The sequence below is a fragment of the Streptomyces sp. NPDC031554 genome (assembly GCF_055580685.1).
In genome coordinates this window covers 19,134-42,441 of sequence record NZ_JBVIKX010000011.1, presented here as the reverse complement: position 1 = coordinate 42,441, position 23,308 = coordinate 19,134, and the positions used below count along the sequence as shown (strand labels likewise).

Below are 23,308 nucleotides of genomic sequence, written 5' to 3'. Positions count from 1 at the left end.
GTCACCGCTCCCCCTCGACCGCGCGCAGCACGGCGGTCAACTCCGCGTCGGAGCCCTGCACTTTCTTCGTGAGGTCCGCGACCTGCTCCGCCGAGACCTGGAAGCTCCTCTGCGGAGCCTGCGGAGCACCGATCGGCTCCAGCGTGATCTTCATGACGGCCGGGGACTTCGAACCCGCCCGCAGCGCGGCCACGTACCAACTCGCCAGCGCGTCGCCCAAGGCGTCTCGCACGGCGTCCGCGTCCACCTCGACCGTCGGGGCACCCGCATCGGCCACGAGCGACAGGCGGCCCGTGCCGCTGACGGTCGGGGCGTGCGGCGCGCTGTCCGCCGTGGCTTCGTGCTCGCTGCGCGAGCCGGACCGCACCTCGTGAATCTCGGTCGCGTCGATGACCGCCGGCATGTCCTTCAGCGGGCGCCGGACCGTCCCGCGCAGCCGCACCAGCTGACCCTCGAAGAGGAAGCCGGAGACGGCGACGTAGTGCTCAGCACCGATCAGGCACGACGCCGACTCGCCGTTCATGCCAGTGAGCAGGACACTCGCGCGAGGAGACTCCTTCGCCCCCATCACCGCGATAGTCGTCACGGAGCCGGTCGCGGTCACCACGGTGCCGTCAGCGACGACGTCCAGGCTCTTGTGGTTCGGGCCGTAGGCGTCGATGAAGTCGACGCGCAGTCGCCCGTGGAGAGGGGTAGAAGTTGAGGCTCGGTCGGGAATCGGTTCCGTGGTCGGCAGCTCGACGAGTGCGCTGCCCGACGTTCCTGTGCGATCCTTCAAGTGGATCGGCCTCCCTGAATGCGCAGGTGGGCGGTTCCTTCTCGGCTGGTCGTAGGACACCATCCGAGGCGGACCCTGGTCGGGTCGTAGGACACCCGGCCAGGGTTTTTGCATGTCGGGCCGTAGGACGCCCGAATACGCGACGAGCTTTTTAGTACCCGTCACGGGTACAAACTTACGCCTGGATGTGACCAGGGTCAACACGCATCGAGAATTCGCTACGAAGCGGAGGGGCGCCGACCGCGCCCAGGCCTGGCGGCGATCCAGGCGTCGATCGTCGATTCGAGCCATGCAGGCGAACGCCTGAACTGCTCGTCGGGCAGCGGGAAGTCCTGCGGTCGCAGGGCCAGATCCTCCGCGATCCGCTTGCGAGTGCGCTTGAGGTAGATCCGAACCGTCTCGCTCGTCACGCCAATCTTGGCGGCCACCGCTGCGGTGTCGAGGTACGGATTCCCGTCCGGCACGTTCACTCCTTGTTCCCTTGGTGGGTACCAAGGTAGCGAACGCGCCGGTTCGAGAGTTGCAGCAGTCACTGCCACCCCCTGCACCTCCTCTCCCGTTGACGACATTGAATGTCCCCTTGACGGGGACAATATTAGGGCGCTTCATGTGACTGTCCAGACCTTCGAGGTGATGTGGTGACTGCCAGAGCTCAGAGCGCTCGCCTCGGCACGGCGCGGCCTGAGGCAGCCGGTTGCCAGGGAGCCGACCCCAATCGCACGTACGGAGCACCTGCCGGAGGTGCGGCCGCGAGGTCCGCGACGGCGCCGGCCCGGTGTTCCATCGGTCGATGCATCTCACGCTCCCCAAGCAGCCACGGACAGGTTTCGGAGTACTTGATTCAGCTTCTGGTTCTTCTGAGCCAGACAAGAGGACCTGGCGTATGCCTGGCGTGTGCCTGGCGTGTGCCTGAGCCCGTAATCTGCTGTTCGCAGCCGTTGAGGGGGTGATCGAATGACGGTCGTGGTGCAGTGGACCGGTTGGGAAGCCGCGCAGTTGGGCAGAGCGCTTCGGCTGTCAATCCGTGAGTACGCACGCCAATTGGGCGTGAACCAGTCGACCGTCCAGAAGTGGCGGAAGCGGGGACGCGACATTGAGTTGCGCGGCGAGACTGCGGAGATTCTCGACGCGATGCTGCGCCGTTGCGATGACGAAGAGCTCGCCACGTTCCGGGCTGCACTGGCCAGCGATGGGCAACTCAGCCTCGATGACGCGGGTTTGGGGATCGCGCTTGGCCCCTTGCGGGTGATCAGTCACAAGTTCGTGCCGGTGTACATCGGCGAGGCTGTTCAACCGCTGCTCGAAACTGCAGAGGGCTGCCCGATGGGGCCTGGTGGCCTCGAGCATTGTGCCGTGCCGGCGGGACACCCAGATGCTGCCCCGGAGTCGCGCCTGTATCTGTATGCGTGCGGTGTGGCTATTTTCCACCTGATTCAACCCTTGAAGGTGTCGAGTCTGGGAGAACTCGCGGCATGGCGGTACCAGTCGTATGTCACGGATCTGGACTGGGCGACTTGCCAGTTGCAGCGTCTCCTGACGACGGAGAACTCGACTTCGGAGGCCGTCGCAACGTACGTGCTGTCGGCGTACCTGCTCGAAGAGTCCCCCTGGGAGGGGCAACACCTGGAGACAGCTCTGCAAGTTCTGGCCACTCCCTCGGTGGTGGTGGACCGGGAACACCAGACCGGGGCTAGGCGTTTGGGCGACGAAGTTGAGCGGGCGCTGTTCGTCGACGGGTACACCCAGCCGGACACCGTGGACTTCGGCATGCAGGCGGTGTCTATGGGGCTGGCCAGTTGGTCGGGAGTTACGTATCACCCATTGGCGCCAGAACGGGCGCTGCCAATGGATGCGATCGTTGCTCTCGAACTGGACGTACAAACGCTGTGGGCATTGAGTACGTACGTCCTAGACGAAGTGGAGGCAGCCCGTGACCCGGTGATGCCGGATGAGGCGTACGGCTGGCGGTGGCTGCGTGGCGCTTACTCGCGGTTAACTGCGGCACGGCCCCAAGAGACGGCCCAGCACCAACTGATGCGTGAAGCAGTCCTCGCAACAAGCCAGTTGCCGGACCGCCTGCGTGCGGCGCAGGAAGCCCTACGCGAGTCGAGTATGTGACCGAACCCGTTTCGTCTGGAGGACTTGGTGATCCCTCGTACGGCAGCGCTCGTGGTTGTCGACGTACAACGCGGCTTCGTCAACGACCACAGTGAGCACGCGGTACCAAAGGTGGTGCGGCTGGTCGATATGTGGGGTGCCGCAGGGTTGCCGGTGGTTTTCGCCCGGTTTCACAACGTGCCCGGGTCGCCGTACGAGCGGATCTCGAACTGGACGCGACTGCGCACGGCTGAGGAGCAAGCACTGGTTGAAGAGTTGGAGCCGTACGTCGCCTCGGCAGCCCTACTCGTCGATAAGACCGTCTCAAGCGCGTTGACCGAAGATCTGGCGCGTGCCGTCGAGGAGCGCGGCTGGTCGGACCTGGTGCTGTGCGGCATCGACACTGACAGCTGCGTGTACGACACCGCTGTAGCCGCGTACCACATGGGCCTCAAGCCATGGATTGTCACGGACGCGTGCGCTTCCACCGGCGGCACTGAGATGCATGACGCGGCGCTGCTGATGGCCCGCCGTAACATCGGTGCTCGCCAACTCCTCACCGTCGACCAGGTCGCGGACCAGCTCCTCGGCCATCCCACTGCGGGAGAGGGAGCTTCCACGTGACGTCCTGGGATGCAGATCTGCTCGTCGTCGGAGCCGGGCCGGCCGGGGTCGCAGCCGCGGTGATGGCGTCCAGCCTGCGGATGAAGACCGTGGTCGTCGAGGCTGAACAGGTGGGGGCGAAGCTGCAGGCCATCGGTGCGATGGAGAACGTGCCGGGCGGCTGGTCGACCGGCCCGGCGCTCGCCGAGGCACTGGCGGCCGACCTGACCCGGCACCAGGATCTGGGGCGCGTCAACGTGTTGTCCGGCCGCGCCGTAGGGGTGGCCGGCCACGACGACTGTGCCGTGGTCAGCCTCGCGGACGGCAGCATCCTGACCGCGTCGGCCGTCGTGGTGGCCACCGGGGTGACCACGCTCGCGCCCGGGGACGTCCCGTGGATCGATGCGCCTGACGTCAGGTGGCTACCGCCACTGTGGCGGGCAACCGCCGATGAACTCATTGGTCGCCGGGTTGTGGTACTGGGCGCGGACCGCCCGCTGGGCACCTGGCTGAACGCGCACACGCAGGCCGACGTGCACTTCGACGTGCTGTTCCCCCGGGCCGACCAGTACAAAACGGATGAGGTGGCCGACGACCAGCGGCTGCGCCTCGACCTCGTCGATCGCGTCACCGTCGCCCGTGTACCGGAGGGCTTCCGCATCGCTGCCTGGCACCCTGTCGGCGGGGCACATACCTTCGTTGTCGACACGGTGCTCACCAACATGGGTTCCAAGCCGGCCGCCATTCCCGGGCTCGTCGTGGGTGCGGACGGATATTGCCCTCCGGACGAGCAGCACCCTAGGGTCCTCGTAGCTGGCGACCTGAAGGGTGCCAGAATGCAGCGCATTACGGTGGCAATGGGAGACGGATCTCGGGCAGCTCTGGCCCCGTACTATCAGGCCCAGGCCGTGCCCGGCTGACACCGAATACTCGGCTGTGGGATCTCAAATTCGACTGCACAATCTCACGGCCCGCTTCATATCGGCTGCACTTGTGAAGCGGGCTGTGAGACACCGCAGGTCAGCGGCTTGTCCATCCGGCTCCAGCTCGGCCACCCGGCGAGGAAATGCAGCGACGCTGAGACAGCGGGCCGGTGAATCCCCCGTGAGACAGCCAGAACAGCGCAGGTCACAGCACCGCCATATGAAGCCGAACCCGAGAACCTACATCGGCGTCGGTCCAGTGCACTCGCATCACTGGCGATGACGGGTTCAGCGCTGTCTGCGAGCCCTTCGGCGAGCGCCCAGCAGCACTCGCAGCGAGCCCACCGCCGGCGGTGATACGGATTCGCGCAATAGCTGGGCGCCGTGCTTGAGCGCCGCTTCCGCGGTGAGCAGCTCGATCTCGACGACCGCCCCCAGCAACACCCCGTTGGGATTCGCGGTCAGGGCGGGCAGCGCCTTGGCCGCCAGCAGGGAGGATCGCGCCGCCTCGATCTCGCGCTCCACCAGCTCCCGTACGCCCGGCGATTCGCGCCCCTCCGCGAGGTCGTTCTCCGTCACCGAGAAGCGGGCCAGCGTCTCCGTCGGGATGCCCAGCCGCCCTTCCGCCAGGTCCTCGGCGAGGTCGTTGACGAAGTCCAGCCGCTGGCTGCCGTCGATGAACGTCCGGCACCCGGCCCGGAAGTCCCCGTCGTCGTCCTCGGGGCCCAGCAGGGAAGCGACGAGCATGAAGGCGGGCAGCGAGTAGGCGTCCAGATAGGCCTGGTAGTCGGCCTCGGTGGCGAAGCCGGCGAACTCCAACTCGGCGGTTGCGGTGGACAGGTACTCCTCCAACACCCTCCTCAGCCGCGGGTACGCGGCTGAGGTGTGCAGCAGCGTACGGATCAGCGGATCGTGGCTGACCCCGCTGTCCAGCGCCTTGCGCACCTCCTGCTCCCACGAGGTCCACGCCGCGACTCGCTGTGGCTTCGGGCCGGTGTCCAGCAGGTTGTCCCCGTGGTGCATCACTGCCGTCACCGCCACTACGTGGGGCAGCACCGCCTTCGGCAACAGCAGGCGGGCCGCGAGGTACGAGGCACGTCTGAAACGCGCGACTGACTCGCGCTGGGCGCTGTAGTCCCGCCGAAGGTCCGACTCCCGTATCCCCGCAGCGTCCAAGCTCTGATTCCACGCACTCATGCGTCGATCGTAGGCAGGACGGGCGTGCCGGTCAGCCGGCCCAGCCGATGTCTCGGACCTCGATCGCGCCGGCGTGCGGCATGTAGTGGATCCAGCAGCGGCGTCCGAACGCCTCCCGGATTTCCTCGACGGAGCCGGGGTCCCGCACGTCGGGCCAGGCCCGCGGCTCCATGCGCGCGACCTCCACGAGCGCCATCACCTCTTGCCGGGCTCGGTCGTCCGGCAGCTGCGCCATGACCTCGACCGCGAGTTCTTCCACCACCACGCCGTACTGCATCCCGCACACCCCCGTGTGATCGACTCCGGCAGCAGCGTACGAGGGACTTGCCGCCCGCGTTCCAGCCTGTGGATAACTCGGATTCTGACTGGAGTCGCCCCTGCTGTTCAGGTGCTCTGAGCTGCGTGGATGGCGCTGCGGATGGCAAGGTCGGCGTGGTGGTCGTCTGCCACTTCGTAGTAGAAGCGGGCGCCATGCGGCTGGGCGCGGAGCGCGGAGGCAACGGTGGCGGCGGCGTGCCCCTTCAGGGTGATCAGCCAGTCCCGGATGCTGTTGCGCGGGTCCCACCGGTCCCAGCGGCCGTCCCAGTCGCCCATCCCTTGGACCGCGGCGTCGAGCATGGGCCATTGCTCTTCCTGCGCGGCGAGACGGGCGACCTTGAGAAGCCACCAGATGGCTCGGGTGGCCTCTTCGTTGGTGGCCCAGTCGCCTCGGTTGCCGACGGCGTGTCCGGTCAGTGCCTTGAGCACTGCGGTCGTCTGTTGGGGATTGGCGAGCAGTGCTGTCTCTGCCGCGCGGACATCGAGTTTGGTGACGATGGCCAGGTAGAGCTCATAGGAGTCGGGCTGGTCGGCTGCAAGGGTGAGGAGTTGGGTGGCTGCGGCGGTGTCGTCGCGTTCGTTGGCGTCCTCGAGGAGGCGCGCGGCACGGATGATGGGGAGCTCGTCGTGGACGCCGGTCTCGCGTTCGACGACGGCGAGGAAGTCGTCGATGGTCTGGGGGCGTTGGGCCGGGTCGAGCTGAGTGGCTTGGCGTACGACGCCGTACCAGGGTCCGGGAGGCGGCATCAGGGGCACGTTCGCCTGGGGCCAGGTACCGGTGAAGATCCAGCCGATGAGTTGTCCGAGGCTGTAGATGTCGCTGGCGGCGGTGATGTCGTGGCCGTCGACAGCCAGTTCGGGTGCGGCAAAACCCTGGGTGCCGATTCCGGCGCGGGTCAGGAGTCCGGCGGTGCTGGTCTGGCCGCGGGGGCGGCGTGCGATGCCCCAGTCCGCGACCGTCCATCGGCCGTCGAGGAGCAGGACGTTGGACGGCTTGATGTCCCGGTGGATCCAGCCGTCCCGGTGGGCGTCGGCCAGGCCGGCGGCCACGGAGCTCACGAGGGTGTGCAGCTGGGTGGGGTCCTGTAGTTCGGTCCGCTTGTCCTCGACGGTGGCCTGGGCGAGCGGCATGACGAACCAGTCGTGGGCGGGGCTGAAGTCGAGGACAGGCATGACGTGGGGGTTTCCGCCGAATCGCAAGCCGGCCTCGACTTCGCGGTGCATGCGACGTCTGTCCCTCGCGCCCCCGCCGGTGCGCTTCTTGAGGGCCACGATGGTGCCTGTCGTCTTGTGTTCGGCGCGGAAGACCTCCCCCTGGCCCTCACGGGCCAGGGGAAACTTGTCGAGCCGGTAGTCCCGGCGCTCGCCCCGGGCCGACTGGCTCACCGCGTCGTAGGCGACGGCGGGGGCGGCGGGGGCCCGTGGCGTCGTGGGTGCGGAGGTGCAGTGGCCGGTGAGGCGCATCAGGACCGGCCGGACGTGGGTGTGGTCGTTGTCGGGCAGTGAGGCGAGCAAGTAGGCCGGCCCGTCGCTGGGTTCCTGGGCGAGGCCGAAGATCTCGCCGAGCTGGGTGTGCAGCAGTGGCTCGCTGGTGCGGCTGGTGATGTCGGTGCGGTGCAGGCCCACGCCGATGCCGGTGCCGTCGGGCGACGCGGTGATCACGCTGTCGATGCCCGCGCGCAGGACGTGCCCTGGGTAGGAGACGGGGGTGCGGATCCAGTCGTCGCGCTGCCCGGCGTCCGTGGTGCGGGCGAGGTCGACGACGGCGCTGTGTCCGGAGGCGGCGAGGAAGAAGCGACGCCGGTCCAGCCAGAGCGCCGAGCGGACGGAGGCGTTGAAGGTGATCGGGTAGCGCAGCTGCTCTCCGGCCCGGACGCCGGCGCGGGTCAGCGCGAGGGTCCCGTCGCCGGTCCTGAAGGTGACGCCGGATCCGGACAGCACCCACGGCTCCCCGTCCGGGCCGGGCAGTAGGACTGCGCCGTCTTCGAAGCCGCCCGCGACGGCGTCCAGCTGCCCGTGGTGCCAGCGTACGAGGGCGGAGCCGCACATCACCCACACTGCACCGTCCTTATGTACCAGCGGTGCGCCGTGGCAGCCGGGCAGCGGGAGGTTCCAGCGGGCGTGCCCGCGGGCGAGGTCGACGTTCAGCAGGCCGTCTGGACAGGTGAGCAGTGCTGTGCGGTCGGACTGGAGGGCCAGCCCCGTCGGCCGGTCCTTCTGTGGCTGTCCGATGAGCAGGACGTCGGCCGCTGCGCCTGCCCAGGTGGTCGTCTCCACGCGGACTGGAGACGTCAGTCGTGCTGCTGGTGTCATGTGCCGTTCGTCTGCAGCAGATCCGTCGGTGGTCAGCAGGTCGGCGAGCGGGGTGTAGGTCCGGTGTTGGCGGAAGGCAGCCTGGATCAGTTCGGCCAGTGGGTACAGCCCCGTCAGGGCGGCCTCCAGGTGTGTCCCGTCCAGGACTACGCCGGATGTCCCGATCGCGTTCACCAGCTGCTCGTCAGCGCGGTTGTCCGTCTGAGGGTCGTGCTCGGGCAGGTACAGCAGGATCCAGCGCCGGTCGCGCAGCAGCCCGGGTTCCTGAGCTGACGGGCTTCTGCGCGAGATGAACTCCTCCCAGTGGCCGTGCCAGGAACTCTTGGCGGGGACAAAGGTGAGGAGGTAGTCGCGCCCCTCCAGCTCGAAGATGAGTTCCGCGTCCCCGTCGACCATGACTCCCTGCGTGGCGGCAGGTGGGATGGAGCGGTGCAGCAGCGTCTCGATGAGCTTCACGCGGTTCGACGGAGAGAATTGCGCTTCGTGTCGCTGGCCGTACTCGACCAGCAGAGCCCGCACGTCATCCAGTTCGTCCATGGTGTTCTCTCCCCCTCAGCCGGACAGCAGCAGGACGTGCCCGTCGGCTGGTCTGCTTCGCGTCATCATCGCCCCGATCGGGGCTCGCTCGGATTCCGGCCGTCGTGCGCTCGCCGGTTGTCCGCGCCTGGTCCTACGGTCGGCGGGCGTCGCGCCAGGCGCTGCACAAGGCCGCGAACTCCTTCTGCCGCTCCGTCAGCAGGTCTTGGGGGCGCTGCAGATGGCAGTCCAAGAGGCACACCCCGTCACGGAACGGCTCGAAGCCGATGGTCGACCAGACACGGGCCAGTTTGGCGGCGGCTTGGCGGTGCTGTTCCTCGGTCATCTCGCGGCCGTCGGCGGAGCCGGGTTCGCAGGCCACCGCGGCGCAGCCGGAGGACAGGCGGCGGATGGCGGCGCCGGCCAGGACGGGCCCCAGTCCCAGGCCGCGCCAGGCTGGCTCGAGGATGACCCGGTCCATCACGAGCAGGTCGCCGGCCGGATGGGCGAGTGCGTCCTCGCACTCCGGATGCCACTGGCCGGTGGCGACGTCCAGGACGGTCTCGCCGATGCGGCAGAGGTCCTGGCTGTGGGAGTCCATCGCCTCGAAGGGGTCGTCGGGTCCGTACATCCTCACCCGTGCGAAGGACATCCGGCCCACGGTGACGTCCTCGATCTCGTCGAGCGTCTTCTGGTCGACGTCGTTGTGCGCGAGCATCTCTTCGGCCGCCGCATCCGCGTCGATCCTCGCGGTCACCGTCCAGATCTCCAGGGTGTCGTCGAATTCGAAGGCCTGGAGGGGATGTTCGTGGTGGTAAGCGAGGCCGATCAGCGAGGGATCGGCGGGCAGCCGGGAGACATCGTCGTGCACGGTGGTCACGTGGTCACAATAGTGGTCCCAGCGACCCACCCGCCGGGCCGCGCGACGCAGGTAGGCGACCGCGATCTCGCCCTCCACGCGGTGCTCCCCGTGCAGGTGGGCTGGTCGACCCGGGAGCGAGATGGTCGACGAGCGCGGTGGGGACGCGGGACGTCATTTGACCATCGCGCACCCCCGCAGGATCACGAGGAGGCTGTCGGTGGGAGGTCCACGACGCCCTCGGCGGGCTCCCGGCGGCAGACCGGTTCGCAGCGAACTACTCGGCGGGGCGGGCGCCGCGCGGGTGGCTCGCAGGGAAGCGCTCCAGGGCGATACGGACCGGGCTCATGGTCACAGCGGCCGTCAGTCCTCCACCGCCCGGGCGGCTGACACGTCCAGCACCGGGAACATGCCGATCAGCTGATGTGTGCCCTGGATCTCCACCCAGGCTCCGGCATGGAGGGCGTCGAACAGGCTAAGCAGGACGTTGGCGTCGACGTAGAAGACGATGTAGCCGCCCTCACCGACGAGGACACCGCGGGCATACCCGCCAGCCAGCGGGTCAACGAATCGGACGGTGCCGGCCGCGGCGACCGCACTGCCGATCGGTGTGTCCTCGAACCGCCTGTGGTCCTTGCGACCGGAGCTGCAGTCGACCAGCAGTGATCCGGGCGGAAGCGCGCCCGGGTAGGAACTGATCTCGGCGGCGAGACTCGCGGTACGCAGCGGGGCAAGCTGCCGGTCGATGCGGTCGAGGTCCAGGCGGGCACGGGTGATGCAGCCCTCCGTCTCGACGCGGTCCAGGTCGCTCAGCGTGGGGTCATACAGGCGGGCCTCATATCCGGAGATCCGGCAGGACTTGACGGCCAGCTCCGTCTGAAGGTGGCAGATCTGCGCACGCAGGGGCAGATCCGGAGTTGGGGCGGGGCGTACCCCCTCGTCGGCGGCCATCACGCGCTCGCGTCCGTGGCGCGGACTGTGGCGGACATGCAGGTCAGTCCGATGTACTCGCTGGAGTCGTTGTAGTGCTTGATGCTGCCGTCGTCGCCGTGCTTGGTGCTCTTGACCGCGAAGGACAGGGTGCGCTTGTCGAACTCCCGGCGGGCCAAGGCCTCGTTGTCGACGAAGACCTGCTCGATTACCTCCGGGTAGTAGTCCTGGCCGGAGACGATCATCCAGACGGTGGGGCCCGCGGCCTCCAGCCGGTCGGCCATCTCGCCGAAGTACTCGGACTGCCGCTTGAGGGTGCGCGGGTTGGCGTCGACGAAGTCGCCGAGGAAGCCGCAGAAGTCCCACGGGCTGAGGTTCTGGACGTGGTCCAGGACGCTGTCCGGGGCCTTCTCGTTGTAGATGAACATCGTCCAGGCCAGGGTGGCCTGGTAGCCGGCCGCGGTGCGTTCGTCGCGGTCGTCGGCGTGCTCCGCCGAGACGTTCTCGTGGGCGAAGCGGATGGCCCTGTCGATACGGCGGTGCTGGTCGTGACCGTTGTCGAAGCGAGGAGTGCCGGGGGTGAGGGCGAGGATGGTGCGGAGGTGTGCGGTGAAGGTCTGTCCGTTGGTCATGGCCCCTCCGGGTCGGCTCGGCGGTCCGCACCGGCTGGATCGCGATGCGTTGGTAGCCCCATAGAACTTGAATTAGAGTTGCCCAGTCAACCCTGATTCCCTGAAAATCTTAGTACCCCCCTTGCTTTGATGTTAGTAGGGTCCTAAGTTTGATGGTGGAAGCATCGCCTGCCGCCCTCGGAGGTACCTCGTGCGCGTCATCCACTCCACCGTCCGCGGCCTCGACATCGACGACGACCAGGCGGAAGTCCTCCCGGCCGCCGCAGAGCGGGCGCTGAACAACCGCCATGCGGTCCGCGAGACGTATCACGTGGACGACCGCGGCAAGAGGGACGTGTGGATCGCCTTGGTGCCCTACACCACCCCGAGCGGCGAGCGCCGTTGGGCCGTTCTCGACAGCGGGCCCGCCGACGCCGACTGGCAGGACACCCGCGACCTGGACGAGGCGATCGCCGCCTACGAGAGGACCGTACGTCAGGCCAGCGACACGGCCATCCGCGCAGAGGACGCCGCCACGCTGCCGCAGTGGGACTTCACGGATGTCGACGGCATCTTTGCCAGGGAACGGGGTGACGCCCGGTCCGGCAACCTCAGCGCCTTGATGATCGATGCCGAGTGGGCGCACGAGGACTTCGCGCCGGCCGAGGAGGCCTACCAGAGGGCGGCGCAGCGCCGTCAGGGCGCGTTCGCCCGCGCCATCGACGGCCACCGCCGGGGCGGCCAGGCCACGTTGGCCCGGCGGACGAGGCTGAAGGAGCCAACCGTCAGGGCCATCGCTGACAGGGGCCGGGCGCAGCGCGTCGAGTTGTACGAGGACAAGGGTGGCGGCATGTACCTGCGCCGCGGCAACGAGAGCACCGTGTGGCAGCTTGTCCTCGTCCCGGGCGAGCGGCAGTTCGCCGACGACGCAGCCGCCTGGCACGCCGGGGACTGGGCGCCCTCCGAGAACGACGGGCAGAGCACCGTGCCGGCGTCGGTCCTGGACGGCCTGGAGCACATCGCCACCTGGTGGCCCGGCGGGGCCGTGGACGTCCTGCGGGACGAGACGGCCACTCCCCGGGCAGGCGCGGGAGGCCGGTCCTACCTCGGCATTCCACTGGCCGACGACTAGAAGCCCAAGGAGAGCGTCATGGCACGTCAGCAGTGGTGGACCCCGGCGAAGGCCAGCATGGACATCGAGACCGGCGAACTCGGTCACACGCTCACCTGGAAGCGGCTGCCGCGTGAGGCCGGGCACGCCCTGGTGTTCGAGGGGACCTGCGCCGACTGCGGCGCCACCGTGGAGATCGGCTCCGGCTGGTCGTCCTGCGCCACGGTCCGCGACGCGCGCCGCGAGCCGTGCTCCGGGCCCGGAACGGCAGTCCTCACGCAGGTCGAACAGGACCACTCCAGCGAGCAGTTCGGCGGCCTCGTCAGCGCGTATGTGCAGGCCCTCCAGGATGCCGGGGTCACCTTCGAAGCCCCCAAGCGGCCCTTCCGTAACCCGCTCGCCCCCGAGGGCCAGTGCGGGCTGATGAGCAAGGGCGGCTACACCTGCATACGCCGCCTCAACAAACGCGGCACCCACAACGGCAACGAATGGGGCGGCCCCGAGGGGCACGTCGGCACCCACCCCGACGACGACTTCACCAACCCGTTCAGCGACGACGACGTCCTCTACGCCTGACGGTCCGACACCCATTGGCCCGCCGCCCCAACGACAGGGAGAGCATTCGCCGTGTATTGGAAGACGTCCGCGGACACCGTCGACGGCGCGCGCATTCGCCTCGAACTCATCGTCAACGACGAGATCGACCGCGTGCTCCGCGAACGGCACCCCGACGAGGGGCACGACGAACTCGCGCCCCAGTGGTCAACGCGCGCACTGGGCCGACCGCTACGCATGACGATCCATCTCGCCCTCGACGACCTCGACCTGCCCGGCCCGGTATGCGCTCGGGTCGCTGCGGATCGGTACACCACGCTGCAGGCCAACACCGTCGGCGAGGCCAAAGCGATCCTCAGCGAGGCCTTGGGGATGATCGACACCGAGCTGAGGCGGCGGCCTGCTCCGGGCCGACGCCGACACCGGGTTGCGGACCGGGACCGGCCGCTGCGCACAGTCGTCCACTACGACCTCGACGACCTGGACCGCGACGGCCCGCTCGACGTCAACGAGTGCTGGCACATGCCCTACGACGGCATCCCGCCCGGGCTGCAACCCCGCAACTGCCATCCCGAGTACGCCGTGTACGACCGGCCTCACGTGCGACGCGTACCGCCGCCGCGCCGTCGCACGCTGCTCCAGCGGATGCTCGGCGGGTGAGTTACACAGGCGCCCAGCGCGGTCCCGCGAGACAGTCCCGCGCCGCGGCGGGCCGATCCCACCCGCCGTCAGCCGATGTCTCCGAGGGAAGGCGCGTCATGCCGCTGCCCGACAGGTTCGCCGCCGGCCGCAGACCCCGCCTCAACTACCTTGAGCTCGACCACCAGCGCCGCGCCATGGCGTTCCACGAGGCCGGGCACGCCGTCCTCGGCATGCTGGCTGGCATGCGCTGCAACCACACCGGCCTGCTGTCGTATCTCACGCCTAGCCCTTCCCGCGACGGCATGGTGACCGCGTGGACGGGGCTGACGAACTGGGCTCCGTACCACGCCGGCTTCTTCGACATCGCGGTTGCGCACGGCGAAGCGGGCAGGGTGGCCGAGGCCCGGTATCTGTCGCAGCACGACTTGCTCACGGCCCTGTCGGCGCCGGACGCGAGGCACGATCGCCTCTCTGCGGCCGCACTGCTCGCCGACGTCGGGTACCGGATCGTGGGCATCGGTGAGCCGGTACCTGCGTCCGGTACGACGTGGGAGGCCGTCACGGGCGCCGCCGAACGACGGTGTGAGGAGGAATGGGAGCGCATCACCGCTGTGGCGGACGCGATCATGACCGCCTCGTACCACACGGTTTCGGGCGACTTGGCGGCGTCGGCAGCAGGAATCCCCAATCCTCCGCCTGCCCGCATTGCCGAGTGAAGGAGAGCGGCAACTCTGGCCAGCGATCGCCCCATTGTCCGCTCGACGGCGGCCAGCCACGTGAGCGCGAGCGGGTTCGGCCTTCCTAGATCTGGCTGAGGAGAGGCCAGAGCAGCGTGTTCCGGCCCCACTGGGGGTCGATGAGCGTGATCTGCCAGGCGTCGATCACGGTGCGGACCGCGTGAGGGTGGCAGTACAGGAAGATGCGCCAGATCTCGCGAGGCGGAAGGTGGCCGCCGCAGTCGGTGTTGACGCTGTTGCCCCAGGTCGTCACATCGACCGGGCCCGGCTCAGCGTCCTTGTGGCGGATGCGCGGGGGGTAGGCCCGCACCAGCAGCCCGGCGTCCGCCGCCTGTGCCGCCAGGGCACGGGCGCGCAGGGGGTCGGCGACGAAGCCGCTGACGAAGGCCCGCTGGCGCCAGGGCCGTCCGAGGAAGGTCTCCATCTCTCCGGGCTGACTGCCGTCGGTGAGGAACCCGCCGCGGTTGGCGGCCTCGAGGGCGCCGAGCAGTGGCTGCGTCTCGGGGTCCGGCCCGGTGTGATGGCCGTTGGGGTGCCGCACCAACTCGCCCTTCATCCAGTCGGCTGTCAGCGCCGCCAGGTCGTCGAAGGTGCGTGCCGCGTACCAGGTCCGGGCATCGCGCAGCTGGCGTGCCGCTTCTCGCCTGTATCGCTTCAGCGTGCCGGTAACGGACCTGTCCGGGCGGTGAGCATCACGGCCTCCGCGGTCTCGTTGGTCCAGCGGACGCTGCGGGCGGCGGGAGCTGACGCCGGGGTGCTTACTCATGCCGGCTGGCTCGTTCGTGCCAGGCCAGGAATTCCTGCCGGACGTAGGCCCGGGTTCCGCCGGCGGGGTCGAACTCCGGGGAGTCGGGCCCGATCGGGCCGAGGACGTGGACGCTCGCGTGGTCGAGGTCGAACTTGAGGAAGTCGAACGCTGCGTGGACTGCCATCGTGCTTGCCGTGGACACGGCTGCTTCGGCATACGGCGTGCGGTATACGTCCAGTTCGAGCTCGCGTGCCGCACGGTCCAGGTAGGCGGCCCTGCGGAGAAGCAACTCGCGGTGCTTGCTGCTGTCCACCGCCGGCCCCTGGTGTGTCAGGGCGGCCGTGGAGCGCGCGTTGACGTCCTGGGCGAGCAGCAGCAGGGCGAGTTCCTCGTCCACCAGGTCGGGGGTGCCGGAGTACGCGCTCGCGTAGTTGGGCGTGCTGAACAGCGGGGTCTCCCAGGCCTTCCAGCCGAAGCCGCATCCACGGCAGTTGAAGGCGTCGACGTCCTTGCCGCCGTCCGGGCCGTGGACGAGGTGAGCTTCCAGGTCGGTGCAGCCGCACTTGGCGCAGCGGATCGAGGGCTTGGTGGGCATCAGGTCCTCCCCTGTCGGGTGCTGTCCTTCAGGTCTCGGCCGAGGATCCGGTCGGGGGCTGCGACGACGGGCCGCCACTTCAGGCGCGGGGCGGGGTCCCAGTCGGCTCGGAGGCTGATGGTGACGGAGAGCGGGCCGAGGGCGTATGTGCCGTGGGTGTTCAGCTGGTCGCGTGCCTCGCTGGGGCTGACGTGGAGGTCCAGTTCGGCGGCGGCCAGGCTCAGGGCGCCGAGCGCGGTGACGAGTGCCTTCCGCGGCTCCGGCCCGGCGGTCAGGGTCTCTGTCTTGCCGGGGCGTTGGACGACGACACGGTAGGTGGCGATCGCCTCGTGGACGTACTGCTCGGCGTCGCGGGCGACGCCCTCGACGACCCGGGCGACGATGTTGCAGATGTGCTCGGCCGCTGCACGCAGATCGACCTTTTCCCCGTCTCGCCTGGGGCCCAACCACGGAAAGGCGCTGGATCCGGCGAGCAGCAGTACGGACTGGTAGATGCCCCACCCTCGGATGTTGATCTCCAGACGGAAACCGTGGTCGCCGTCCGAGCTGAGCCACACGTCCGAGACGCCGAGGGTGCTGAAGAGGTGGTTGGTGCTCATGAACTCGAGGAGCCGGTTCGCGGTGGTGAGCGTGGGGTCGTGCTGGGGGATCATGGCTTCTACGAGGTCACGGATGGCACGGTCGCGGAAGGTCATCGTTCCTCCGAAGGACATCGGCTGACGGCAATTGATCGTGTCGAAGAGAGCTGTCACCGATCAGCTGTGTCAGCTTTCCCAATGGTGCACCGGTGTGTGGGATCCGCTGCGTGCATGTCAGCCGCCATCGGTGCTGTTCGTCCAACGGTGTCCGTCGGGGCACTCCAGCGTGTGGACGCTGAGCAGTTGGTACGGGCCGCGGTCGTCCCATCGGTGGGTGCCGGCCGATGCCGTCGACTCGCACCAGGGGCACTTCCAGCTCGTGAGCTCGCACGTTGCCAACGGCCTCGGGTCCGTCGACCGGGACGTCGGCTCAACGACCGGACGCATCGCAGACGGCCTGGGGGTGAGCTGCCTCGCCGGCGGGTTCGGCTTGCGGTCGGCCCAGGCGTGGACAGCCATCCATCCCTTGCCCAGCAGCCGCGCGGGGAACAGCTGCGCCAGCCCGAACACGGCGGCCGCCACAACCAGGGTGCTCACGGCCACTATTTCTGGCGGGAGGTTCAGCACCCGCCACGCCACGGCACCGGAGGTCGCAGCGGCAGCTCCCGCGACCACCGCATCCCCGTAGTAGATGGCTTCCGCCAGGGATCGGGCAAGGAGCTTCTTGCTGTTCGTCATGGCCCGGCAGGCGATCGCAGCGGCGAGTGACTTCCGCCTGGGCTCACGCTCGATGGACCACCACGAGTACTGGAGACCGGCGGCCTCGATGATCGGGTCGTCGAGGTTCCATGCGTCGCTGGTGCATTGATCCCAGCACGCGGAGTCGGGGAAGTCGCTGGAGGCGACGGCTTGGTCCAGGGTGGCGAAGACGCCCCGCCGTTCCCGGTCGTCGTGCTCGCCTCCCCGCGGGTAGAACCACAGGACGTAGCTGTGTTCGGCAGCCTCGAGGCGCTCTCGCCAACGGCGCAGGCGGTGGCGGCGGATGGTTGCGGTGTCGGCCGGGCGGTTCGCGGATCGGTTTTGCACGCGCACCTCCTACAGATTCGGGCTCCCGCAGCGACCCGTGAGGGCCGTCTCGGTAGGTGCACGAGACCCTCGCGCGGGGCAGGATCGCGATGCGGCTGGGCGACCCTATGGAACCGCATTCAGGGTTGCTCAGTCAACCTGTAATTACGCCAGGTCTGCCTCTTTCCCCGGCGCTCCGTCGTCCACCGATCGGGGGCCGGTGAGGGTGCTAACCTCCGGCGATGAGCAGCGCAGCCGCCGGCCTGGTGCCGGTCCACATCGGTCAGCCGGAGCCGGGATCCGAGCGCGATCGGGCGTTGCGGCTCTGGGCGGAGCACGGACAGAACCGCCCCGCGCCCCTTCGGGTTCCCGGAGATGTCGACTGGCCGCAGCACGGCCTTCAGCCGAGGTGGCTGGGCATGGAGAGCAGCGACTGCGCGGTCGCTCTGTCGCCCGGTCATTTCCACAACCAGGGCGACGAGGAGTGGAAGCGGCTCCTCGCCGGCGCCCGCCAGCGCGGCGAACTCGCTCTCGTGGTCACGGTGGTCGGCCAAGTCGAGGAGGACCGGCCCCGCAATGTGTTCGGGCCCGGCGGCGCGTCCGCCCACCTCGGCGATCTGTTCACGAGCGTGGGCGGTCGCCGCCTCCCCGCCGGAACGCGGCCCGAGATCGCGCCCGGTGTGAGCGGCGCCGACCGGGACCTCGCGATCCGCATGCTTACCCGCCCGGCGGACGCCCCGTGGTGGAGCCTGCAGCTCAGCGGCGTGCATCTGGTGCGCGGCGACGGGTCCGGTACCGAAGAACACCACCCGCCAGAAGGCGAGCTGCATCCCATCCTGGTCGATGCCCTGGGAGACCCGGTGGTAGCGGCCTGGTCGTCACCGGCGGGCGACCAGCGCTGGTACGTGGTTCCGGACGGCACCGGTTGGGACACGGTGCTGGGCTGGCTGGTGCACCGGGCCCTGCCCGAGTACGTGCCCGGGGCACTGCGCCGTGCCCGCTCTCCGTTCTTCGTCGACCCCGATCTACAGACGGCCGACGAGCAGAGCGCCCGGCAGGCGCTCGAGGAACTGGAGGCCCAGTACGCCGAGGAGAAGCAGCGTCTGGAGCACACGCTGCGGGAAGCCGAGGAGAAGGCGAAGCCCGTGCGGTACGGACTGCTGTACGGCAGCGGGTCCGAACTGGCCGACGCCGTCGCGCAGGTACTGACCGCGGCCGGCCTGAGCGCCGTCGACCTGGACGAGGAACTCGGCGGCACGAAGTCCGCCGACCTCCTCGTCAGCGCCGAGGGAGCCCCGGCGCGTCTCGTCGAGGTCAAGGGCGCCTCCGGTCCCGCGCAGGAGAGCTTCATCGGGCAACTCCAGCGGCATCTGGAGACCTGGCCGCAACTGCGGCCCGACATCCCGGTCTCCCACGGCGTACTGATCGTCAACCACCAGCACAAGCTGCACCCGTCGGAGCGGTCGGCGGACGTGTACATGCGGCCCGAGCACCTCGCCTCGCTGGCCTCTCTGCCGGTGACGGTCATCAGCGCGGTGCAACTGTTCAACTGGTGGCGCGCCGGTGACTGGGCGGCGATCCGCAGCGCCGTACTCGAGTCTGCGGATGCGAGTGTGCCGACCTCCGCACCCGCGGAGCCGGCTCAGCCGCAGACCGATCGGCCGCGCTGGCCGTGGAGGCGCCGCCAGTAGCCGGGAGGCAGCCCCCACGGTCCAGTAGGGCATACGGCGGGCGCCGAACGGTCCCGATGTCCGGCTCGGGAGGCCCGGCCGGACCCGGCACTACGTCGATGTGATCCCTTCCAGGTCGCTACGTCGCACGGTTCTGCGCAGCTCATCAGCGCACCTGCACGGGATGCGCAGGTATGACGTCGCGACCGTCGACCACGCCAGATCCGTTGCGCCGTCACCCATGAGCTGATCGAAGTCGCCGTAAAGGATGGGCTCGTCGATCCGCCACAGATCGACACCGGCCTCGATGGCCCACTCTCTCAGCCTGCCGTACGCCCTCCGCTCCTCGGAGGTCCGGGGACCGCGCGTGGTCTCCATGACGGCGTAGCGGCGCCCCGCGCACCAGGAGCACCGGTGCTCCTTGGCGTTCACCACCTCGTCGTCGTGGACGGGGCGGCTGGAGTATCGGCAGGTGCTCTCACAGTCGTCGTGGTATGCCCGCCCACACCCGAGACAGTCCGTGCAGAGTTCGTCCACGATCTGCGCCACGGGGTCTCCCGGGTCCGGGTCGGGGTCAGGCAGCTCGTGTCGTTCACCGGTCAGTCCTGTGCCCTTACAGCTGAAGCACGGCTCGGCGCCCTCGAGTTCGGGTACCGGGAACGACGCGACGACGACACGCTCCGCCCGGGCGTCTGCGCCGCCGTTGCGGACCTGGTCGACGGCCTGGCGGTGGTTCTCGTCGGGGTGTTCCCGGCGGCGGTTGCGCGCGGCATCCTTACGAGCGTGATTGCGAACCATGGCGACTCCCTGTGTGCGCGGCCCCGCGATCTGGCACACCGGTCGTGGCGACATGGTGGAGCAGAGGCTTCTCACCGCGCTGGTGCGATGCACCTGGGGCCGTGGACGCCCATCGATCACGGGTCGAGGGACTGGGCCGGGCCGACGCGTCAGCCATCCCCCACACCATAGCGTCCCGGCCCGCCCGCCTCGACGCCGTAGCGCTCGCGCGGCGTACGGTGTCCGCGGGTTCGCCCGGCGCGGTAGGGCAGGCCCTTCTACAACAAGCCGTGACGGGATGCGAGGTCGGCGTGGAGGCAGAAGAGGCGTTGCGGGACATCCGGCGGCGGCCGGTGGTGTCCCTGCTGCGGGAGGCCGCGCACACGGACGTCCTCGCGGAGGCGGCGTGGGACCGGGTCCGGCAGGACCTGCGGGACCGCTCCTTCGGTGTACTGCCGGGCGTTCTCCCGCCGTCCCGGGATGCCTTCGTGGTCGTTTTTCCGCTCGCCCGGGGGGAGTTCGGCCGGATCCTGGAGGCGGCCCGGCAGGTGGCCGAGACCGGCACACAGCAGGCGGCAGAGGAACTCGCCCAGGCAGCACGGTCGTTGGGCGCGCTGACCTCCGTGCCCCGCCAGCGGCTCTACCGTGGTGCCCCTCCGCCGCCGGACGCTTCGCCTCGTGCGCGGCTGGACCACCGGGTCGGCGTGGAGGGAGACGGCTATCTGGCGATGCCCGCCGCGGAGGCGCTCAGCGCGCTGGAGCTGGGAGGGCGGGAGCCCCGGCCGCGTGATGGGGTGTTTCCGCTGCCCCCGTACGCGGCATCGGGGTCCTGGGTGGTGGTCCGCCGGGGCGTCCATTCCGCGCCCGGCATCGTGCTGACCGGCGTCCAGGCTGCCTACAGCCACCGGGAGGGGATCGGCGCCGAGCAGCTCATCAGCTATCTGGGGACGGCGGCGGCCGCTCTGCGTCTGACGCCGTCCCGCTGATCGTCTTGTTCTCGGGCAGCAGCGCGCCGGCGAAGATGGCAGCGCGGCCCCCGTCCAGGTCCAGCGCACCGTCGAGGGCGTTGAGTACCGCCTCGTCTTCCTCGGTCAGCAGCTTGTCCAGCTGCTCGTCCTGGTCCGCTTCGCTCACGGTTCGTCTCCTTCAGAGTTTCGTCGGTGCGATGAACCGGCGGACCGCGACCGTCAGGACGCAGACCTCGGCGAAGCCCAGCAGTATGGCGCCTGCCCGGATGGTGTTCGCCTCGGCGCCGGTGCGGTTGCTGATGACCAGGGATGCTCCGAACTGCGTGGCCATGAACAATGTCAGGCAGGCGATCATCAGCAGGGTCAGGCGTACGCCGAGCGGCATCCAGTCCGGGCCGCGCGAGGGCCCGAGACGGGTGTTGACGTGTTCCATGTGGGCGGACAGGGCCAGTTCCTTGGCGATGGCGGGCCGGGTGGCGTTTCCGCAGGAGCAGTGCGCGACGTAGCAGGCCTCGCCTGCGGCCACCGAGGCATCGTCGTCGATGACGATGGTCGGTACATGGCGGCCGTCGTCGATGGCGAAGCGATCGAGTGCCCCCTTCATCGCATGGCTCCGTTCGGCGCGTACAGGCCGCTGAGCAGTACCTGCAGCAGGTCGTAGACGTCGGTGTGCTCGGTGGTACGTACGTCGCCGGTGTGGGCGGTCGCGCGCCCCGTCTCAAAGCGGAACCCGTACGGGTGCGGTTCGCTGCCGTCCGGGGAGGGGTCGTAGGCGAATTGGGCGGTGACGTCGAACCGGCGGCCGTCGAGTTCGGTGTGGCCCTGGATGACCAGGTTGATGGTGTCGCGGCTGTCGCCGAAGCACACGGTCTGGGTCTGCGCGAAGTTGGGCAGAGAGCTGGTGCCGGGCGCGAACGGGCCGGCGTCACCGGCGATGTAGTCGCGTTCCTCGCCGTCCGTGTAGCGCAGTCGGACGAGGTACTCGCCGTCGGCCAGTTCTTCGGGCAGCCGGCCGGGAAAGACGAACCGGTCGTGGCACTGGGCCTTCCACAGCGGGGCTGCCTGGTCGGGGGTGGTGTTCTTTCGGGCGCAGCGGGAGCACATCGGGTCGCAGCCGTCGACGACGACCTGGCAAAAGGCGCCGCCGCAGCAGCAGCACAGGAAGTCGTGGAGGTCGCGGGACCAGTAGGTGAACGGCTTGGCCCCGAGCACGAGGTTGTCCCAGGAGCCGACCGTGAGACCGCTGTTGACGACCTCCTGCTGCCGGTCGCGCGCGTACCAGCTGTAGACGGTGGCGGCGCGGCTCAGACCGTGGAGGGAGATCAGGGTGTTGGCCCACGCCGTCTGCAGGGACCGGTCCTGGTCGGTCATGTCGGGGCGGCCGTTGTAGTCGACCAGGACTCCCAGGCCGCGGTCGTCGGCGAAGAGGCGCCGCATCTGCGCCAGTAACCGGCCTCGGGTGGTTGGGGTAGTGGTACTGGTGGACATGGACGGTCCTTCGGCAGGGGCGGGTGTGGTGGAGGGGCGGGCGGTCAGGGTGCGAACGCCGCGGGGACGGGTCCGTGATCGGGGAAGGGCACGCTGGCGTCGGCCGGGTGGGCCGCCGGGTTACGCAGGGCGGTGACCGGGACCGCTCCGGGCTCGGTGGCCGGGGCGTAGACGAGCCGCCATGTGCCGTCCCACTCACATCCGCAGCGGCGGTCGGGGTGGGGGTGACGGATGAAGACAGCGTGGGTGTGCACCGCCCTGAGCAGCGCGGGGGTCAGCGGGTCGGCGCCGGTCCGGCTGGTGTCGGGCTCGGCGGCGCCGTGGAGGCGCTCCATGTAGTCGGTGGCGGCCTCGCTGACGGACATCCAACTGTGGTGGCCGAGCGCGACGAACACAGCGGGCGGCTTCTCGTCGTCGTCGGTCCAGGAGCCGATTCCCGTGATGAGCAGCCCGTTGTGAAAGTGGAAGCCGTGGTCCTGGGCGTCCTGTCCCTCCGGGATCCACGCGTGCTCGGTGGGATGGGAGGTCCCGTCGTCGCCTTCGGCGGTCTCGAGTGCGTACAGGGGCGGGTTCGCGGTGCTCATGCGGGATCCGGCGTGCGGCCGCTCGCGGCGTCCAGCACTCGCCACAGCGCATAGTCGCGGCCGATCTCGGGGTCGATGAGGGTCACTTGGATGGCCTTGGTCACGGCCGTCACGGCCTCCTGCTGGATGCCCTCCTCCCACAGGGCCTCCATCTCGAAGGTGCCGATGCGGTGTCCCGCGAACTCGACGGGCTCGCCGTTGCGCTTCGTGACCGCGATCGGCCAGCTGTCGCAGTTCGCCGCGGGGTGGTGGACGAAGACCTGGATACCGGAGCGCCACGCATCTGCCGCGATCCGGTGCAGGAGTTCCTCGTCGTCGCGGGCGATGAGGCAGGTGACCGTGGCCAGTTGCTCCCACCGCTCACCGTTGTGCGCCCGCACCTTGCCGGGGCGGATGCTTCCGGCGAGCGTGACGATCCCGGCCGTGTTGGCGGCTGCCAGGGTCGGGACGAAGGGCCGGATCTGCTCGGCGACCTCGTCGGGCCCGTTGGGGTGTTCGCCCTGGACGCGGCCCTGCAGCCAGTCCGCGTTCAGTCGGCCGAGGTCGGCGAGGGTGCAGGCCGTGGCCCACTGGGGGGATACGGCGGGTGCGGCGGTGACATCTTGGGTCATGACGGGATGGGCTCCATTGGTCGTTGAGGATCGT

At 69.1% G+C, this 23,308-nt stretch carries 27 protein-coding genes; 9 read left to right on the top strand and 18 right to left on the bottom strand.

What is annotated here, in order from left to right; genetic code table 11:
• Position 1 precedes the first annotated feature (1 nt).
• Positions 2 to 778 carry a hypothetical protein gene (locus ACZ5FU_RS25915; RefSeq protein WP_469046806.1) on the bottom strand — a complete coding sequence of 259 codons (777 nt, stop codon included), beginning with the start codon at positions 776 to 778 and terminating at the stop codon, positions 2 to 4.
• A gap of 218 nt (positions 779 to 996) precedes the next feature.
• On the bottom strand, positions 997 to 1,248 hold the full coding sequence (locus ACZ5FU_RS25910) for a hypothetical protein (RefSeq protein ID WP_469046804.1): 252 nt from the start codon (positions 1,246 to 1,248) through the stop codon (positions 997 to 999).
• 484 nt (positions 1,249 to 1,732) lie between these two features.
• On the opposite strand from ACZ5FU_RS25910, the gene ACZ5FU_RS25905 reads away from it, so the two are divergent.
• Genes ACZ5FU_RS25905 through ACZ5FU_RS25895 form a run of 3 tightly spaced genes read left to right on the top strand, consistent with a single transcriptional unit; the run spans position 1,733 to position 4,398 of the window.
• Positions 1,733 to 2,896, top strand: a complete 1,164-nt coding sequence (locus ACZ5FU_RS25905) for a helix-turn-helix domain-containing protein (protein ID WP_469046803.1) — start codon at positions 1,733 to 1,735, stop codon at positions 2,894 to 2,896.
• A gap of 51 nt (positions 2,897 to 2,947) precedes the next feature.
• Positions 2,948 to 3,499: a cysteine hydrolase family protein gene (locus tag ACZ5FU_RS25900; protein ID WP_469046802.1), complete on the top strand. Its 552-nt coding sequence runs from the start codon at positions 2,948 to 2,950 to the stop codon at positions 3,497 to 3,499.
• Positions 3,496 to 4,398: an FAD-dependent oxidoreductase gene (locus ACZ5FU_RS25895; protein ID WP_469046801.1), complete on the top strand. Its 903-nt coding sequence runs from the start codon at positions 3,496 to 3,498 to the stop codon at positions 4,396 to 4,398. The genes ACZ5FU_RS25900 and ACZ5FU_RS25895 overlap by 4 nt, the downstream gene beginning before the upstream one ends.
• 291 nt (positions 4,399 to 4,689) lie before the next feature.
• Here the strand turns inward: ACZ5FU_RS25895 and ACZ5FU_RS25890 are convergent, their stop codons facing one another.
• The 6 genes from ACZ5FU_RS25890 to ACZ5FU_RS25865 all read right to left on the bottom strand — a co-directional run bounded on the left by ACZ5FU_RS25890 (position 4,690) and on the right by ACZ5FU_RS25865 (position 11,166).
• Entirely contained in the window at positions 4,690 to 5,598 is a 909-nt protein-coding gene (locus tag ACZ5FU_RS25890; protein ID WP_469046799.1) for a squalene/phytoene synthase family protein, read from the bottom strand.
• A 31-nt stretch (positions 5,599 to 5,629) separates the two neighbouring features.
• Positions 5,630 to 5,875 carry a hypothetical protein gene (locus ACZ5FU_RS25885; RefSeq protein ID WP_469046797.1) on the bottom strand — a complete coding sequence of 82 codons (246 nt, stop codon included), beginning with the start codon at positions 5,873 to 5,875 and terminating at the stop codon, positions 5,630 to 5,632.
• A gap of 107 nt (positions 5,876 to 5,982) precedes the next feature.
• Complete coding sequence (locus ACZ5FU_RS25880) at positions 5,983 to 8,766, bottom strand: serine/threonine-protein kinase (protein ID WP_469046796.1); 2,784 nt, start codon at positions 8,764 to 8,766, stop codon at positions 5,983 to 5,985.
• 133 nt (positions 8,767 to 8,899) lie between these two features.
• Positions 8,900 to 9,703 carry a hypothetical protein gene (locus ACZ5FU_RS25875; RefSeq protein ID WP_469046794.1) on the bottom strand — a complete coding sequence of 268 codons (804 nt, stop codon included), beginning with the start codon at positions 9,701 to 9,703 and terminating at the stop codon, positions 8,900 to 8,902.
• Between the two features lie 264 nt (positions 9,704 to 9,967).
• Positions 9,968 to 10,555 (bottom strand): hypothetical protein, encoded by a 588-nt coding sequence (locus ACZ5FU_RS25870; protein WP_469046792.1) that lies wholly within the window; start codon positions 10,553 to 10,555, stop codon positions 9,968 to 9,970.
• On the bottom strand, positions 10,555 to 11,166 hold the full coding sequence (locus ACZ5FU_RS25865) for a hypothetical protein (protein WP_469046791.1): 612 nt from the start codon (positions 11,164 to 11,166) through the stop codon (positions 10,555 to 10,557). Before ACZ5FU_RS25865 ends, ACZ5FU_RS25870 begins: the two co-directional genes overlap by 1 nt.
• Positions 11,167 to 11,356: 190 nt before the next feature.
• Between ACZ5FU_RS25865 and ACZ5FU_RS25860 the strand changes: the two genes are divergently transcribed.
• From ACZ5FU_RS25860 to ACZ5FU_RS25845, 4 genes are all read left to right on the top strand, one after another.
• Positions 11,357 to 12,277: a hypothetical protein gene (locus tag ACZ5FU_RS25860; RefSeq protein ID WP_469046789.1), complete on the top strand. Its 921-nt coding sequence runs from the start codon at positions 11,357 to 11,359 to the stop codon at positions 12,275 to 12,277.
• A gap of 18 nt (positions 12,278 to 12,295) precedes the next feature.
• Positions 12,296 to 12,832: a hypothetical protein gene (locus tag ACZ5FU_RS25855; protein WP_469046787.1), complete on the top strand. Its 537-nt coding sequence runs from the start codon at positions 12,296 to 12,298 to the stop codon at positions 12,830 to 12,832.
• A gap of 51 nt (positions 12,833 to 12,883) precedes the next feature.
• Positions 12,884 to 13,471 (top strand): hypothetical protein, encoded by a 588-nt coding sequence (locus ACZ5FU_RS25850; protein WP_469046785.1) that lies wholly within the window; start codon positions 12,884 to 12,886, stop codon positions 13,469 to 13,471.
• Between the two features lie 98 nt (positions 13,472 to 13,569).
• Positions 13,570 to 14,169, top strand: a complete 600-nt coding sequence (locus ACZ5FU_RS25845) for a hypothetical protein (protein ID WP_469046784.1) — start codon at positions 13,570 to 13,572, stop codon at positions 14,167 to 14,169.
• Positions 14,170 to 14,254: 85 nt separating this feature from the next.
• On the opposite strand, the gene ACZ5FU_RS25840 is transcribed toward ACZ5FU_RS25845, so the two are convergent.
• The 4 genes from ACZ5FU_RS25840 to ACZ5FU_RS25825 form a co-directional block, all read right to left on the bottom strand.
• Complete coding sequence (locus ACZ5FU_RS25840) at positions 14,255 to 14,956, bottom strand: DUF6919 domain-containing protein (protein WP_469046782.1); 702 nt, start codon at positions 14,954 to 14,956, stop codon at positions 14,255 to 14,257.
• Positions 14,949 to 15,533, bottom strand: a complete 585-nt coding sequence (locus ACZ5FU_RS25835; protein WP_469046780.1) for a hypothetical protein — start codon at positions 15,531 to 15,533, stop codon at positions 14,949 to 14,951. The genes ACZ5FU_RS25840 and ACZ5FU_RS25835 overlap by 8 nt, the downstream gene beginning before the upstream one ends.
• Entirely contained in the window at positions 15,533 to 16,228 is a 696-nt protein-coding gene (locus ACZ5FU_RS25830; RefSeq protein WP_469046779.1) for a hypothetical protein, read from the bottom strand. Before ACZ5FU_RS25830 ends, ACZ5FU_RS25835 begins: the two co-directional genes overlap by 1 nt.
• Positions 16,229 to 16,345: 117 nt before the next feature.
• Entirely contained in the window at positions 16,346 to 17,197 is an 852-nt protein-coding gene (locus ACZ5FU_RS25825) for a hypothetical protein (protein ID WP_469046777.1), read from the bottom strand.
• A 221-nt stretch (positions 17,198 to 17,418) separates the two neighbouring features.
• Here ACZ5FU_RS25825 and ACZ5FU_RS25820 point away from each other — a divergent pair, with 221 nt between their 5' ends.
• A complete protein-coding gene (locus ACZ5FU_RS25820; protein ID WP_469046775.1) occupies positions 17,419 to 18,867 on the top strand; it encodes a hypothetical protein in 1,449 nt (482 codons plus the stop codon).
• 90 nt (positions 18,868 to 18,957) lie between these two features.
• Here ACZ5FU_RS25820 and ACZ5FU_RS25815 read toward each other — a convergent pair whose 3' ends face one another.
• Positions 18,958 to 19,644 carry a hypothetical protein gene (locus tag ACZ5FU_RS25815; protein WP_469046774.1) on the bottom strand — a complete coding sequence of 229 codons (687 nt, stop codon included), beginning with the start codon at positions 19,642 to 19,644 and terminating at the stop codon, positions 18,958 to 18,960.
• A gap of 269 nt (positions 19,645 to 19,913) precedes the next feature.
• Between ACZ5FU_RS25815 and ACZ5FU_RS25810 the strand changes: the two genes are divergently transcribed.
• On the top strand, positions 19,914 to 20,609 hold the full coding sequence (locus tag ACZ5FU_RS25810; protein ID WP_469046773.1) for a hypothetical protein: 696 nt from the start codon (positions 19,914 to 19,916) through the stop codon (positions 20,607 to 20,609).
• Here the strand turns inward: ACZ5FU_RS25810 and ACZ5FU_RS25805 are convergent.
• From ACZ5FU_RS25805 to ACZ5FU_RS25785, 5 genes are read right to left on the bottom strand one after another with little or no spacing between them, the layout of a single operon-like run.
• Positions 20,557 to 20,757 carry a hypothetical protein gene (locus tag ACZ5FU_RS25805; RefSeq protein ID WP_469046771.1) on the bottom strand — a complete coding sequence of 67 codons (201 nt, stop codon included), beginning with the start codon at positions 20,755 to 20,757 and terminating at the stop codon, positions 20,557 to 20,559. The two genes, ACZ5FU_RS25810 and ACZ5FU_RS25805, sit on opposite strands and share 53 nt — an antisense overlap.
• Positions 20,758 to 20,769: 12 nt before the next feature.
• Complete coding sequence (locus ACZ5FU_RS25800; RefSeq protein ID WP_469046770.1) at positions 20,770 to 21,195, bottom strand: hypothetical protein; 426 nt, start codon at positions 21,193 to 21,195, stop codon at positions 20,770 to 20,772.
• Positions 21,192 to 22,079: a hypothetical protein gene (locus tag ACZ5FU_RS25795; protein WP_469046768.1), complete on the bottom strand. Its 888-nt coding sequence runs from the start codon at positions 22,077 to 22,079 to the stop codon at positions 21,192 to 21,194. The genes ACZ5FU_RS25800 and ACZ5FU_RS25795 overlap by 4 nt, the downstream gene beginning before the upstream one ends.
• Positions 22,080 to 22,123: 44 nt before the next feature.
• A complete protein-coding gene (locus tag ACZ5FU_RS25790; protein WP_469046767.1) occupies positions 22,124 to 22,663 on the bottom strand; it encodes a hypothetical protein in 540 nt (179 codons plus the stop codon).
• A complete protein-coding gene (locus ACZ5FU_RS25785; RefSeq protein ID WP_469046766.1) occupies positions 22,660 to 23,274 on the bottom strand; it encodes a DUF6919 domain-containing protein in 615 nt (204 codons plus the stop codon). The genes ACZ5FU_RS25790 and ACZ5FU_RS25785 overlap by 4 nt, the downstream gene beginning before the upstream one ends.
• Between the last annotated feature and the right edge of the window lie 34 nt (positions 23,275 to 23,308).

Excerpts from the sequence above, each read along its gene's own strand:
- ACZ5FU_RS25790 (WP_469046767.1), bottom strand. The coding sequence starts at position 22,663 with ATGAGCACCGCGAACCCGCCCCTGTACGCACTCGAGACCGCCGAAGGC.
- ACZ5FU_RS25820 (WP_469046775.1), top strand. The coding sequence starts at position 17,419 with ATGAGCAGCGCAGCCGCCGGCCTGGTGCCGGTCCACATCGGTCAGCCG.
- ACZ5FU_RS25835 (WP_469046780.1), bottom strand. The coding sequence starts at position 15,533 with ATGCCCACCAAGCCCTCGATCCGCTGCGCCAAGTGCGGCTGCACCGAC.
- ACZ5FU_RS25785 (WP_469046766.1), bottom strand. The coding sequence starts at position 23,274 with ATGACCCAAGATGTCACCGCCGCACCCGCCGTATCCCCCCAGTGGGCC.
- ACZ5FU_RS25885 (WP_469046797.1), bottom strand. The coding sequence starts at position 5,875 with ATGCAGTACGGCGTGGTGGTGGAAGAACTCGCGGTCGAGGTCATGGCG.
- ACZ5FU_RS25840 (WP_469046782.1), bottom strand. The coding sequence starts at position 14,956 with ATGAGTAAGCACCCCGGCGTCAGCTCCCGCCGCCCGCAGCGTCCGCTG.
- ACZ5FU_RS25795 (WP_469046768.1), bottom strand. The coding sequence starts at position 22,079 with ATGTCCACCAGTACCACTACCCCAACCACCCGAGGCCGGTTACTGGCG.
- ACZ5FU_RS25865 (WP_469046791.1), bottom strand. The coding sequence starts at position 11,166 with ATGACCAACGGACAGACCTTCACCGCACACCTCCGCACCATCCTCGCC.
- ACZ5FU_RS25855 (WP_469046787.1), top strand. The coding sequence starts at position 12,296 with ATGGCACGTCAGCAGTGGTGGACCCCGGCGAAGGCCAGCATGGACATC.
- ACZ5FU_RS25830 (WP_469046779.1), bottom strand. The coding sequence starts at position 16,228 with ATGACCTTCCGCGACCGTGCCATCCGTGACCTCGTAGAAGCCATGATC.
- ACZ5FU_RS25800 (WP_469046770.1), bottom strand. The coding sequence starts at position 21,195 with ATGAAGGGGGCACTCGATCGCTTCGCCATCGACGACGGCCGCCATGTA.
- ACZ5FU_RS25845 (WP_469046784.1), top strand. The coding sequence starts at position 13,570 with ATGCCGCTGCCCGACAGGTTCGCCGCCGGCCGCAGACCCCGCCTCAAC.
- ACZ5FU_RS25870 (WP_469046792.1), bottom strand. The coding sequence starts at position 10,555 with ATGGCCGCCGACGAGGGGGTACGCCCCGCCCCAACTCCGGATCTGCCC.
- ACZ5FU_RS25880 (WP_469046796.1), bottom strand. The coding sequence starts at position 8,766 with ATGGACGAACTGGATGACGTGCGGGCTCTGCTGGTCGAGTACGGCCAG.
- ACZ5FU_RS25905 (WP_469046803.1), top strand. The coding sequence starts at position 1,733 with ATGACGGTCGTGGTGCAGTGGACCGGTTGGGAAGCCGCGCAGTTGGGC.
- ACZ5FU_RS25815 (WP_469046774.1), bottom strand. The coding sequence starts at position 19,644 with ATGGTTCGCAATCACGCTCGTAAGGATGCCGCGCGCAACCGCCGCCGG.
- ACZ5FU_RS25890 (WP_469046799.1), bottom strand. The coding sequence starts at position 5,598 with ATGAGTGCGTGGAATCAGAGCTTGGACGCTGCGGGGATACGGGAGTCG.